At 33.0% G+C, this 12,367-nt stretch carries 14 protein-coding genes; 5 read left to right on the forward strand and 9 right to left on the reverse strand.

Features of this window, described 5'->3' with window-relative positions; all coding sequences use genetic code 11:
• Positions 1–2: 2 nt before the first annotated feature.
• Positions 3–1,310: an NAD(P)/FAD-dependent oxidoreductase gene (locus tag FEF17_RS07525; protein WP_139001732.1), complete on the reverse strand. Its 1,308-nt coding sequence runs from the start codon at positions 1,308–1,310 to the stop codon at positions 3–5.
• A gap of 205 nt (positions 1,311–1,515) precedes the next feature.
• Between FEF17_RS07525 and FEF17_RS07530 the strand changes: the two genes are divergently transcribed.
• The 5 genes from FEF17_RS07530 (at position 1,516) to FEF17_RS07550 (ending at position 6,237) form a co-directional block, all read left to right on the forward strand.
• Positions 1,516–2,229 (forward strand): DUF547 domain-containing protein, encoded by a 714-nt coding sequence (locus FEF17_RS07530; RefSeq protein ID WP_139001733.1) that lies wholly within the window; start codon positions 1,516–1,518, stop codon positions 2,227–2,229.
• A 40-nt stretch (positions 2,230–2,269) separates the two neighbouring features.
• A complete protein-coding gene (locus FEF17_RS07535; protein ID WP_139001734.1) occupies positions 2,270–3,139 on the forward strand; it encodes an autotransporter outer membrane beta-barrel domain-containing protein in 870 nt (289 codons plus the stop codon).
• 37 nt (positions 3,140–3,176) lie between these two features.
• A complete protein-coding gene (locus tag FEF17_RS07540) occupies positions 3,177–4,187 on the forward strand; it encodes a glycoside hydrolase family 113 (RefSeq protein WP_139001735.1) in 1,011 nt (336 codons plus the stop codon).
• Complete coding sequence (locus FEF17_RS07545) at positions 4,180–5,439, forward strand: POTRA domain-containing protein (RefSeq protein ID WP_139001736.1); 1,260 nt, start codon at positions 4,180–4,182, stop codon at positions 5,437–5,439. Before FEF17_RS07540 ends, FEF17_RS07545 begins: the two co-directional genes overlap by 8 nt.
• Before the next feature lie 66 nt (positions 5,440–5,505).
• A complete protein-coding gene (locus FEF17_RS07550; RefSeq protein WP_139001737.1) occupies positions 5,506–6,237 on the forward strand; it encodes a metallophosphoesterase family protein in 732 nt (243 codons plus the stop codon).
• Here FEF17_RS07550 and FEF17_RS07555 read toward each other — a convergent pair.
• The 8 genes from FEF17_RS07555 to FEF17_RS07590 form a co-directional block, all read right to left on the reverse strand.
• A complete protein-coding gene (locus tag FEF17_RS07555) occupies positions 6,234–7,028 on the reverse strand; it encodes a TIGR04283 family arsenosugar biosynthesis glycosyltransferase (RefSeq protein WP_139001738.1) in 795 nt (264 codons plus the stop codon). The two genes, FEF17_RS07550 and FEF17_RS07555, sit on opposite strands and share 4 nt — an antisense overlap.
• Entirely contained in the window at positions 7,021–7,923 is a 903-nt protein-coding gene (locus tag FEF17_RS07560; RefSeq protein WP_139001739.1) for a DUF547 domain-containing protein, read from the reverse strand. The genes FEF17_RS07555 and FEF17_RS07560 overlap by 8 nt, the downstream gene beginning before the upstream one ends.
• 18 nt (positions 7,924–7,941) lie before the next feature.
• Positions 7,942–8,913 (reverse strand): arsenosugar biosynthesis arsenite methyltransferase ArsM, encoded by a 972-nt coding sequence (gene arsM, locus FEF17_RS07565; protein WP_139001740.1) that lies wholly within the window; start codon positions 8,911–8,913, stop codon positions 7,942–7,944.
• Positions 8,914–8,989: 76 nt separating this feature from the next.
• Positions 8,990–9,802, reverse strand: coding sequence for a purine-nucleoside phosphorylase (locus FEF17_RS07570; protein ID WP_139001741.1), 813 nt, complete (start codon positions 9,800–9,802; stop codon positions 8,990–8,992).
• Positions 9,795–10,424: a TIGR04282 family arsenosugar biosynthesis glycosyltransferase gene (locus tag FEF17_RS07575; protein ID WP_139001742.1), complete on the reverse strand. Its 630-nt coding sequence runs from the start codon at positions 10,422–10,424 to the stop codon at positions 9,795–9,797. Before FEF17_RS07575 ends, FEF17_RS07570 begins: the two co-directional genes overlap by 8 nt.
• Positions 10,417–10,911: a rhodanese-like domain-containing protein gene (locus FEF17_RS07580; protein ID WP_139001743.1), complete on the reverse strand. Its 495-nt coding sequence runs from the start codon at positions 10,909–10,911 to the stop codon at positions 10,417–10,419. The genes FEF17_RS07575 and FEF17_RS07580 overlap by 8 nt, the downstream gene beginning before the upstream one ends.
• Positions 10,912–10,920: 9 nt before the next feature.
• Positions 10,921–11,976, reverse strand: a complete 1,056-nt coding sequence (gene arsS, locus FEF17_RS07585; protein ID WP_139001744.1) for an arsenosugar biosynthesis radical SAM (seleno)protein ArsS — start codon at positions 11,974–11,976, stop codon at positions 10,921–10,923.
• A 46-nt stretch (positions 11,977–12,022) separates the two neighbouring features.
• A complete protein-coding gene (locus FEF17_RS07590) occupies positions 12,023–12,358 on the reverse strand; it encodes an arsenosugar biosynthesis-associated peroxidase-like protein (RefSeq protein ID WP_139001745.1) in 336 nt (111 codons plus the stop codon).
• Between the last annotated feature and the right edge of the window lie 9 nt (positions 12,359–12,367).

Consider the following 12,367-nt stretch of genomic DNA (forward strand, 5'->3'; position numbering starts at 1 on the left):
GCTTAAACAGTTTGAAATTGTTTGTTATACGATGAAAGAATTTCGACTTCGAAATGACTATAAAATTCTGGATCGAAGTTGGCGTCAGAAAGATGATTCATAACATAATCAACATCGCGTTCTTCAGTTAACCAGGTGTCGAATGTTTCGTGACGCATTCTAATACCGAAGGTATTAATGCCCAAAAATTTATTGGTGTCTTTATGATATGCCACAGTGATGCATTTTGTGTCATCTTTATGTTTCCAGTGAAAATGTTTTTCATATTCTGGTCGACCGCGTTCACCAAACACCCATCCATAGGTTTGATATTCAATGTCAAGAAATTTAGCTGAGTTAAACCAGTACCCCGGTTTGTATTCAATTTTGTTTCCGCATATGGTTTGCGCTACAGTTTCACCCATCATACGCCCTGTGTACCAAACTGCTTCAATTGGTCTTCGATTTCCAATGGCTTCATGTTGTTCTGCACAATCCCCAATAGCATACACATCTGTAATATTAGTTTCTAAAAAACGATTGACTTTTACTCCTCTTCCCGTCTCAATTTCGGAGTCTTTTAAGAAATTTATATTTGGTGAGACACCTGCTGTTAATCCGACCACATCACACAGGATTTCTTCACCAGTTTCTTGAATAATAACTGATTTTACTTTACTATTTTCATCAGCTTTTATCTCTTTTAAATTTGTTGAAAGTCGCAAATCAATATGATGGTTTTTTATATGCCTATTAATCATTTCACTTTCACCAGAAGGTAAAACACCATTCCAGAAGCTGTCTTCTCTAACTAAAAAAGTAACAGGAATGTTTCTAGAGTTTAGCATTTCTGCCAACTCAATACCTATCAAACCACCACCAACAATTACCGCATGTTTGCAAATTTTGTTATTTGGTGCATACTTTTCAAGGTTTTCTAAATCTTGCTTATGATACATGCCCATAACACCATCAAAATCTTGCCCTGGCCAACCAAACTTATTGGGTTTACTTCCTGTAGCAATAATTAATTTATCATATTGAAGTATATCACCTTCAGCAAAATGAAGTGTTTTAGTTTTGGTTTCAATTTGCTTAACATAGCCCTTCTTAAGTTCAATTCGGTTCTTTTTCCAAAACCAGTTTTCGTAAGGCTGTGTGTGTTCAAATTTCATGTGCCCCATATATATGTACATTAGGGCAGTACGCGAAAAGAAATAATCGGTTTCGGCTGAAACAATAGTGATTTTTTTATCAGACATTTTTCTAATATGTCTTGCGGCTGTTACTCCTGAAATCCCGTTTCCAATAATGACAATGTGTTCTTGCATAATTTGATGGTTATTTGGTGATAGGTCGTAGCTAAAGATAAGAACTTAAATCTAAGTCTTTAATTTAGAACAGGTATAAATTGAATGACTTCTGTAAGGAATAATATAATTTTAAGACACGGAAAAACTTTTGATTCCTTTGTAATTACCGAAATTTTTATTCGACCTAAGTGCAGTTACTTTGCAAGTTGTAAAAAATAAAATAATGAAAAAACAATTTATAATAGTGTTTGTAACACTTATATCTTTTGAAGGAATAGCTCAAGATTTAGATACGTTTTTTAAGAAAGCAGATGCTTTTTTTGAAGGCAATGTGTCAGATGGAAGGGTTGCTTATTCTAAAATTCACTCCAATCAAGAATCATTAAATGAAATCTTAAAAATCGCTGAGGGTGTTTCGGTTTTAAAAAGTGATGCAATCGACTACAAAGCATTTTGGATTAACGCTTATAACTTATCAGTTATTAAAGGTATTGTAGATAATTATCCAACTAATTCCCCATTGGATAATAAAGGGTTTTTCGATGAAACAACATATTCTTTAGCTGGAAAAACCATTACCCTAAATGATATTGAACATAAGCTTTTAAGAGGGCAGTTTAACGATCCTAGGTTTCACTTTGTGTTAGTGTGCGGTGCAGTTGGGTGTCCGCCATTAATTAATAAAGCTTATTTGCCAAATACCTTAAATAATCAATTAGAGGAACAAACCAAGTTGGCCTTGAATGGTTCGTTTTTAAAAGTGAATGCTAAAAAGAAGCGTGTTCAAGCTTCGCAAATTATGGAATGGTATAAGGAAGATTTCTCTATGAATGGAATGTCGGAAATCGATTTTATAAACCAATACAGAATAGAAAAATTAGAAGGTAAATACAAGTTAAGCTACTTTCCATACGATTGGAAAGTGAATAAACAATAACTATTAAAAGTAAAATTAAATCAAATTAAAAAAAGAAAAAATGAAAATCATAGCCGCATTTTTAATTTTAGTCTTAATAACATTTTCGGGGTATTCTCAGGATGAATCAGAAGGAAATCAGGGTAGTATTATTCAAACATATACACCCTCAAAATTATTAAAGAAAGGGCAATGGGATATAAAATGGTTTAACAATCTATATACCGAAACTGAAGCTCGATTTAACGGAGTAAAAGCAGATAAGAACCGCGAAACATATTTTACCTCTAGCTTCGATATTTTTACAGGAGTATCTGAAAATAATACATTTAACGTCGGAGTTTTATTTGATATTAGATCAAATGTAGTTGGAGATCGAAGTGCATTAGATGTTTTTTCTTTTGACGGAGAGCGTGGAACCGCAAGGTCTGGATTAACTTCCATTGCACCAGCAGTTAAGTTTAACCCTATAAAGAATGTTAGTAATTTCACAATTCAATCGGCATTTCATATTCCGCTTTTTAGCGAAGAATCAGATGATCAAGGCGTGTTTTTGGATCAAACGGCGTATACACTTCAAAATCGTTTTTTCTATGACTACACTTTACCAAGTGGCAATTGGCAGTTATTTACCGAATTAAATACAGAGTATAATTTTGGCGATGATAATAGCTTTGCTAATAATACATTTGTTGTAGCTCCAGGTGTTTTTATGAGTTATTTTCCTAGCGACAAGTCTACTGTCCTTGGTTTCGTGCAGCATTTTCACAGAATTGGAGATTTTGATCAAGATTTTACGACCTTAGGTTTTGGAGGAAAGTATCAGCTTACTAAAACCTTAAATTTGGAGGTCCTATATAGTAAGTTCGTTCGAGGGGAAAATACGGGCTTGGGTCAATCTTTTAATATAGGTTTAAGAACTTTATTTTAATGATAAACACTAAATTTAGGAACTTAAAGTAATTCATATGGTTCGAGCTAGGTTCTTGATTTTTTTATCAATATTAAGTATTCAGTCCTGTAAAACTCAAAGCAATAAAATTAATGGTGTGAGTTTTGTCGCTTCTAGAGAAGCTGTTAATGAATCTCATATTACCCCTGTAGTTAACCTAAGTGCTAATTACGCTGCTATTATGCCTTTTGGTTTTATGAGGAATTTAGATAATCCTAAAGTTATTTTTGACACAGAAAGACAATGGTTTGGAGAAACCAAGCAAGGTGCAGAACAATACATAAATGAGCTTAGGAAGCAAAAAATAAAGATAATGCTGAAACCTCAAATTTGGGTGTGGCATGGGGAGTTTACAGGTTTTATAAAAATGGAAAACGAAGTGGATTGGAATGCTTTTGAAGTCGCTTACACCAAGTTTATTTTGGAATATGCGCGATTAGCTCAAAATTTAAAAGTAGAAATCTTTTGCATTGGAACTGAACTTGAAAAATTTATTGAAAATAGGCCAGAGTATTGGAGTTATTTAATTAGCGAGATTAAGGCGATTTACAAAGGAAAGCTTACTTATGCTGCCAATTGGGATGAATTTAAAAGAACACCTTTTTGGAGTCAATTGGATTTTATTGGTGTTGACGCATATTTTCCAGTAGGTGAAAGCAAAACGCCTTCTTTTGACGAATGTTTAGAAGGATGGAGAGAACATAAGGAAACGATAAAAAGTCTATCAATTATACACGACAAGCCAATTTTGTTTACCGAGTATGGTTATAGAAGTGTTGATTATGCTGGAAAGTTACCTTGGGTTAGCGATATTGGTATGAATCAAGTAAATCTAGAAGCGCAAACGAATACTACAAGCGCATTATTTGAAACTTTTTGGAACGAAGACTGGTTTGCTGGTGGTTTTATATGGAAATGGTTTCATAATCATGATGACGTCGGAGGAAAGAATGATTCTATGTTCACGCCGCAAAACAAACCATCTGAAAAGATTATAAAGCATTATTATAAATCGGGAAATGAATAAAATTATTTTCTTTTTTTTATTTGGCATTTGTTTTAACAGTTTTTCACAGGACTATCGAATTGCCGATTTAAAAATTCAAGGTAATAAAAGGTTAAAGGCTTCTTTCGTTAAAAAGATTGCCTCCATTAATGCTGGAGACGTTCTCGACTCTTTGGTCATTGAAGAAGATATGAAATTACTTAAGCGTTTGCCATCTATATCGCATGCTTATTACCAAGTATTTCCATCTGGAGATAATCAATACAACGTGTTTTATAATATAGAAGAAAACTTCACACTCATTCCTTCAGCAAATATTTATACCACCGATAATGATGAGTTTGCCTATAGATTAGGGTTATATGAATTTAATTTATTGGGTAGAAACATTGCCATAGGCGGATTTTATCAAAAGGATATTTACGATTCCTATGCGTTTAACTTTAGAGCCCCTTTTTTGTTTTCAAGACATTGGGGGCTAGCAGTTAACTATCAAGATTTAACAACTCAAGAACCTGTTTTTTTCGATGACACAATTTCAAATTATAAATATAATAATGAATCCATTGAAATTTTAGGACTATTTAGACTTAATTTTAATAACAAATTTGAATTTGGGATCAATTATTTTGTTGAAGATTACAGCTATAAGTTTGGAGCTACCAGTCCAATTGTTCCGCGGGAACTAAATGTTCATAAATGGTTGGTAAAGAGCATTTATGAATATAATAACTTAGATTATTTTTATCAATATGTATCGGGGTTTAGAAGTATTGCTAATCTTCAATATGTGACTTCGATGAATGCCATGCTTCCAGATTTTTTTATTGGCTGGAACGATTTTTTATATTACAAAAGGGTAGGAGAAAGAGGCAATTGGGCAAACCGAGTACGGTTAGGTCTTTCTACTAATGACGAAACACCATTTGCGCCTTTCTCGGTAGATAATAATTTGAATATACGAGGTGTTGGTAATACTATAGATAGAGGCACAGGAGCTATCGTTTTAAATACGGAATACAGGTATAGTTTGTATGAGAAAAACTGGTTTGTGCTTCAAGTAAATGCTTTTATTGATGCAGGAACATGGAGAAACCCTGGAGGCGATTTCGATGATTTTACCGATATGGATAATGTAAAAGTTTATCCTGGATTAGGGTTGCGCTTTATCCACAAGAAAATATATAATGCTATTTTTAGAATCGATTATGGGTATGGTTTAACTCAAGATTCTAGTAAAGGATTTGTATTTGGGATTGGACAGTATTTTTAATGTTAAGTTAACTTTTTAACTCTTCTAAATTATTAGAATACTTTATTTTTGCTCAAAAATTTTAAGATGAGAACATTTGCGATTGGTGATATTCATGGTGGCTTAAAAGCTTTAATTCAAGTTTTAAACAAACTTGAGGTTAAAGATGATGATACACTCATTTTCGTTGGCGATTATGTAGATGGATGGAGTGAATCTGCTCAGGTTATTCAGTTTCTAGTGGAACTTTCAGAAAAAATAAACTGTGTTTTTATTAAAGGAAATCATGATGTGTGGTGTGAGGAATGGTTAAAAAACAGCGATGTTAATTCAACTTGGTATATGCACGGTGGAAAAGAAACCATAGATAGTTATGAAGGCTTTTCGGAAAGTGAAAAACAGATACATTTACAGTTTTTTGAGAATATGCCACTATATTACATAGATGATAAAAATCGATTGTTCTTACATGCCGGTTTTACCTCAATGCACGGCGTAGAAAAAGAAGTTTTTAAAACTACCTTTTATTTTGATAGGACATTATGGGAAATGGCTTTGACTATGGATAAAGGTATAGATGAAGATTCTGTTATTTATCCAAATAGATTAAAGCATTATAAGGAAATATACATTGGACATACACCTACAATTAATTTTAATGAGGATATGCCAATGCATGCGGTTAACGTATGGAATATTGATACAGGAGCAGCATTTACTGGAAAGTTATCGGCCATTAACATAGACACAAAGGCCATATTTCAGAGTGAGAATTTACCCGCTTTATACCCAAATGAAAAGGGCAGGAATAAACATTAATTAGTGCAAATTTTCTTTTTGTAATATTGATAAAGCTCATTGGCATCTGAACCCAACCAACGTTTAACATAGATGTTCCAAAAATAATATTGTAGTTTCCAAACACCATGTTTTTTGTACAGTCTTGCTGAGGTTCTAATTTTCTTATTGATAACTACAAATTGCTTTCGAGCGTACAATGCGTTTATCAAAATATTGTCTTCATAGATAATATAAGTCTCGTTGTAACCACCAATTTCGTTAAATAATGCTTTAGTAATAAACTGACTCTGGTCTCCACCTCTGCATGCACGCCAACTAAATTTTGTAAGCCAACTTGCTAAACGTAACCACCAATGGGTACTGTTAAATTCCATTCTAAAACATCCAGCAGGATTATCGTTTTTTACCTCGTTTATTATTAATTGATCAAAATTTATTGGAGGAAAAGAATCAGCATGTAAAAAGTAAAGAATATCTTCTGATGAAATTGCCGCGCCTAAATTCATTTGTTTGGCACGTCCTTTTTCTGAAAGCAATAGTTTGATTGGAGATTTTAAATTATTACTTATTGAATCTGGACTTTGTTTTAAAGTTGTTTTTTCAATATAATGATAGGCTTCTTTTTTATCTGAAAGATTAAAGTTTAAGAAAGACTCTACTACTTTTTGCGTGGCATCATTACTGCCGCCATCAACAACAATAATTTCTGAGATGTTTTTGGGTGTTGAATTGGCTAGTAAATGTTCTAGTAGTTTACCTATGTAAGCTTCTTCATTTAAAACAGGAATTATAATCGAGATTTTAGTCATTTAAATCCCAATTATAATCTTTAAAACGTTTTTTTGCTTTATCTGAAATCTTGATATCTGAATATTTTTTTAGGAAATCAATAAGAGATCCATCTTGTTTAAAATCTTTGGTAAACCATTGAAATATTTTTGAAAGTTCTAAGTTGTTACTTGAAATGTTATTTCGTTTATCGTCAGCTAAAAAAGTTTTTGTGGCATCAGTAAGCTGTTCATCAAGATTTTCAGATGTATATGCTTCGTTTTTTAGTTTAGGACACGAATAAGAGCCACATACAATCGCGAAATGAATTCGAGGTTCGTTCATTTTACGTAGAATTTGATGTTCAATTTCATTTAAATTATACCATTTATCACCTAATTTCCAAAGGCGTTGATTCCATGGGTCTTTAATGTCTTTAATACTTTTTAACGGATAATGGCGTATTATCAAATCGATTGTCAAAGCGTTATATGTATTAATCCAATAGGCTAATTTTTCGTTTTTGGAGAGAGATTCGAAAGTGTCATCCGAACGTATGAAACTTAAATTATGAATATAATCAAGCAGTTTTTGGTGCTCTTTACTAAAAGATTTATAATCTACTTTACCTTCTTCAGAAACATATAGATCTAGTAGTTCATTCCAAGTTTGATTAGGTCGGTTTAAGAATTTAGTTTTGAGTTCAGTTATTTTGTCTTTAAGGACTTCATCATTTTTTACATCTTCTTTTGTAGGAGTAATATTCAAAGAATCTTTAATTGAAAAAGTGTCACTTGGTGTTTCAATAATAGAGTCTAGATTTTTACTATTTTCTTTATCAGTTGAGGTTGAGTTTTCATTTGAAGTTACTATCTTTTTGCTTCCAGCGCATGATATCGCAAAACAGATTAAACATAAGAGGCTAAAAGACTTCATAAAAAGGTTAATTATTGGCTAACAACAGCCTCCACCATCATAATGAAAAGTAGATTCGCTAATGTAAATATCGTCACGACCAAAAGAGGTAAGTGCTCCAGCAGTTTTATCACAAATTGCTAAGGGTTGATTTTTTAATAATATATGACCAGCATTATCATCAAAATAATCTTCATCACCAAAATAAATAGCTGCTTTCCCAGAAAAAATACATGGGCCATCTTCTGGCATTGGGTCTTTAATTGCGGCAACTTCTATAGATTCGATATAGATTAATTCATCTGTTGGATAGTTTTTAGGGTCTAAAATTCTATACGGTTTACGTGCTCGAATTTCAATAGTTCCAAAACCAGCATCGGTAAGTGCTTTAATATATTCAAAAATGGGGAGACTTCCGCTTAAACATAAGGCTCTTAGCCGTTCATCGTTACGTAATGTATCGTTCATAGGTTGTTCGCATGTTGGATCACTCATTACAAGTCGCCCATGAGGTTTTAATACACGGTACATTTCTGCAACGGCTTTTTTCAAATCGTCTGCTTTAAAAATATTAAACAAACAATTTTGAGCAGCTACGTCAATGCTATTGTCTTCAACAGGAAGATTCATGGCGTCTCCTTTTTTCAAATCGATAAATTCACTTTTAAACCAATCGTTTTGTACTTCAGCTTCTTTGAAGTTTTCTCGTGAAGCTTGCAACATTTCATCCACAACATCTACACCTATAACGCCTCCTTTTTGACGATTAAAATATGAGAATTGCAATAATTCCATACCACCACCAACACCAACATAAAGCATTTTTGGATTGTTTGTTAAATCCCGAGCATGTACAGTGCTTCCACAACCATAATTCATCTCCTGCATAATTTTCGGAATCTTAAGTCCTGGTAATTCCCAAATTGGATTTGTAGTACAGCATAATCCAACATCTGGAGTTAATGCAGCTTCTTTATAAACGTCGTGTGTAGTTTCTAAGTAATTATCCATAATAAATTCCTAAATATTAGAGTATAAAACAAAGGTATTTTCTTTATTCTAAAATGGTGCAATAAACATTACAGTGCTAAATGCTTTTGATGAGTTCTTTAAATAATATTATCATATCAGGTTCTGCTTTTGCAGCATTAGCGATAATGTCGGCAATGTTTACAGGCTCCAAGTTATCTGGGTCGCATTCATCGGTTAAAACTGACACGGCAGCTACTTTTAATTTTAAATGATTAGCAACAATAACTTCTGGTACAGTACTCATGCCAACAGCATCGGCACCAATTATTTTGAGCATACGGTATTCGGCTTTTGTTTCTAATTGAGGTCCTACAACACTGCTGTAAACACCTTCGTGAAGTTTGATTTTATTTTTTTTAGCAATGCTTTTAAAGGTGTTATTGATTGTCTCATCGTAAGGTGCACTCATGTCTGTAAAACGTTCGCCTAAAAGTTCGACACCTTTAAAGGCTAGGGGAGAACTTCCTTGCAGGTTAATATGATCTTCAATGAGCATTAACTCACCTTTTTTAAAGTCTAAATTGATGGCACCAGCGGCATTAGAAACTAGTAGAGTTTTGATTCCTAACTTTTCCATGATTCTAACAGGGTAGGTAATGTCTTGTAACGTATAGCCCTCATATAAATGAAAGCGTCCTTGCATTACAATGACTTTTTTGCCTTCCAAAATCCCATAAATAAGTCTGCCTTTGTGAAATTCTACAGTGGCTGTCGGAAAATTTGGAATGTGATTATAACTTACTTGTTTTATAATCTCGATTTCATCTATTAGTTGACCTAAACCTGTACCAAGAATAATTCCAATTTCTGGATTGTCGAAACCTTTCTCTTTTAAATAGTCAACAGTTTCGGTGATTTGTTTAATCATGTAATTGTTTAATTTTTTTCTGCAATTCTTTATTGCTTTTATAAAAATCTGAAGTTATTAAATCTTCAAATGTATCAATGTCATTCAAAGGTTCTAAAAGCGTATAAGAAATGTTATTTCGTTTTAGTTCTTCAAGAGTTACATCCAATAAATTAGACGCACTCCATGGTTTGTTATCAAAAATAAATTTTTGCAACTTATTTAGACCAATTAGATAGTACCCACCATCGATTGCTGGACCAAATATAGCATCATTTTTAAGTAATGCTTTTAATCCGTCCTTGATATGTGCTGCATTTATATCAGGTAAATCCGAACCTATTAAAACAATACGTTCATAACCATTCTCAAAACCGTTTATAAATGCATCTTTCATGCGCTCGCCTAAGTTTTCACCCTTTTGAATGGTTTTGGGAACACCAAGCCATTTAGTTTCATCTATAGATTCTGAAAAATATATCTGTATATCAGCATGGATATTTTTAGTCGCCTTTTCAGTTACTTTTACAAGTTCTTGGTATACGTTAAAAGCCCCTTGATTACCTACAGTTTTAGCAAGTCTAGTTTTTACTTTACCAAGTTTTATATTTTTAACAAAAATGATGACTAGTTCTTTACTCATAAACTTTTATTCCTTTCTTTGACCATATACTCCATTCTTTCGAAAATACGTGAATACTATCCGTTTTCTTGTCATTTAAGTTATAAACAGGGTAATTATGGTTTTTCCATTCAAAAATACCACCATATAGATTACTAACCTGATTATATCCTGCTAATTTAAGCCTGTCTCCAATAGATTCTGACCGAATACCTAAGGAGCAATACACTACAATTTTGGAATCTTTATTGGGTATTTGTTTACGAATACTATCTATATTGAAATTGTTATAACCAACATGGATTGCGTTCTTAATATGGCTCGTTTTATATTCGTTTGATTCTCTTGCGTCTAAAATAATAACATCAGTTTTTGGCATAGCAAGTTCTTGAACAGAAATGTATTTTATGCTATTGTCATTATATTGTTTCAGTAATTTATCAAGTTTTTTTTGCCCAAACATTGAGCAACAAAAGAAAAGATAAAATATAATTAATGAGTATTTCATGTAACAATATTAAGCAACAATACCTTGACAGCTACTTCCTGCGCCAGCAGTACATCCATAACAATGTTGCGAAATAACAATATTTCTACCTTCAAGTAAATCTTCATTATATTCAGAAATGTGTTTCACTTTACTATTTACAGGAAGTTCAAGCATTTGATTAAAATCGCAATCGTATAAATAACCATCCCAACTTACTGAAAGTGTATTGGTGCACATCACATTAGCAACAGCCTTAGGGTTATAAGCTTCAACAAGTGAATACATATAATCCTCATAATTTTCGGAAGCGATTAAGTAATCTAAAAACCTAGAAATTGGGAGATTTGTTATGGCAAATAGATTATGAAATTGAATTTCGAAATCTTCTTTCAGTGCTTTTTTAAAATCTTTTTCCATAGAAGCCTGATCTCCTGGTAAAAAAGCACCTGATGGGTTATAAACTAAATCTAAACGTAAGTTGCTTTCTGGTATACCATAACCAATAGCATTTAATTCTTGAAGTGCTTTAATCGATTTATCAAAAACACCATTACCACGTTGCTTGTCTGTTTTACCTCGTGTCCAGTGAGGCATAGAGCTTACTACATGTACGTTATGTTTTTTAAAAAACTCAGGTAAGTCATAGTACTTTTTATTAGCCCGAATAATGGTTAAGTTAGAACGAACTATAAAATCTTTAATGCCAGCTTTAGCGGCTTCTTCTACAAACCAGCGAAAGTTAGGATTCATTTCTGGAGCTCCACCGGTTAAATCTAAGGTATGGGCTCCAGTATTTTTAATGACTTCTAAACATTGCTGCATGGTATCGAGTGTCATAATCTCTTTGCGGTCTGGTCCAGCATCTACATGACAATGTTCGCAAACTTGATTACACATATATCCTACATTAATCTGTAAGATTTCTAGTTTTTTCGCTTTAAGCGGAAATTGATTGGTCTCGGTAATTTTATTTTTAAAGGTAGGTAGTTCGCCATTTTGGAAAATACCATTAGATAAAATTTCCAACTGCCTATTACTATTAGCTAGATTGCTCTCGCGTTTATGAAGTGATTTTGTTGCCATTAATAGTTTTTAATAATTGCAAATTAAGAGAAAGACAGATAATTATCTAACCATCTAATTTGTTTACTTTATTCATCATCTGAACGCCATGAACCAATGTAGCTCCTCCTTTAATAGCTGCACCCACATGAATAGCTTCCATCATTTCTTCTTTAGTGACACCGCGCTGTAGGGTGTCTTTAGTGTAGGCATCAATACAATATGGACATTGTTCTGTATGAGCTACCGCTAAAGCAATAAGCGCTTTTTCTCTTGCCGTTAAGGCGCCTTCCTCAAATACTTTTCCGTAATATTCAAAGAATTTTTTGCCTAACTCTTCATCCCATTCTGTAATGTTTCCAAATTTTCTAAGATCAGCAGGGTTGTAATATGTTTTTTGCATGTGTGAATT

The organism is Hyunsoonleella aestuarii (assembly GCF_006148925.1).
GTDB lineage: Bacteria > Bacteroidota > Bacteroidia > Flavobacteriales > Flavobacteriaceae > Algibacter_D > Algibacter_D aestuarii.

What these genes read in the sequence shown, in the direction of transcription:
- FEF17_RS07525 (WP_139001732.1), bottom strand. Translation starts at nt 1,310, where the DNA reads ATGCAAGAACACATTGTCATTATTGGAAACGGGATTTCAGGAGTAACA.
- FEF17_RS07530 (WP_139001733.1), top strand. Translation starts at nt 1,516, where the DNA reads ATGAAAAAACAATTTATAATAGTGTTTGTAACACTTATATCTTTTGAA.
- FEF17_RS07535 (WP_139001734.1), top strand. Translation starts at nt 2,270, where the DNA reads ATGAAAATCATAGCCGCATTTTTAATTTTAGTCTTAATAACATTTTCG.
- FEF17_RS07540 (WP_139001735.1), top strand. Translation starts at nt 3,177, where the DNA reads ATGGTTCGAGCTAGGTTCTTGATTTTTTTATCAATATTAAGTATTCAG.
- FEF17_RS07545 (WP_139001736.1), top strand. Translation starts at nt 4,180, where the DNA reads ATGAATAAAATTATTTTCTTTTTTTTATTTGGCATTTGTTTTAACAGT.
- FEF17_RS07550 (WP_139001737.1), top strand. Translation starts at nt 5,506, where the DNA reads ATGAGAACATTTGCGATTGGTGATATTCATGGTGGCTTAAAAGCTTTA.
- FEF17_RS07555 (WP_139001738.1), bottom strand. Translation starts at nt 7,028, where the DNA reads ATGACTAAAATCTCGATTATAATTCCTGTTTTAAATGAAGAAGCTTAC.
- FEF17_RS07560 (WP_139001739.1), bottom strand. Translation starts at nt 7,923, where the DNA reads ATGAAGTCTTTTAGCCTCTTATGTTTAATCTGTTTTGCGATATCATGC.
- arsM (WP_139001740.1), bottom strand. Translation starts at nt 8,913, where the DNA reads ATGGATAATTACTTAGAAACTACACACGACGTTTATAAAGAAGCTGCA.
- FEF17_RS07570 (WP_139001741.1), bottom strand. Translation starts at nt 9,802, where the DNA reads ATGATTAAACAAATCACCGAAACTGTTGACTATTTAAAAGAGAAAGGT.
- FEF17_RS07575 (WP_139001742.1), bottom strand. Translation starts at nt 10,424, where the DNA reads ATGAGTAAAGAACTAGTCATCATTTTTGTTAAAAATATAAAACTTGGT.
- FEF17_RS07580 (WP_139001743.1), bottom strand. Translation starts at nt 10,911, where the DNA reads ATGAAATACTCATTAATTATATTTTATCTTTTCTTTTGTTGCTCAATG.
- arsS (WP_139001744.1), bottom strand. Translation starts at nt 11,976, where the DNA reads ATGGCAACAAAATCACTTCATAAACGCGAGAGCAATCTAGCTAATAGT.
- FEF17_RS07590 (WP_139001745.1), bottom strand. Translation starts at nt 12,358, where the DNA reads ATGCAAAAAACATATTACAACCCTGCTGATCTTAGAAAATTTGGAAAC.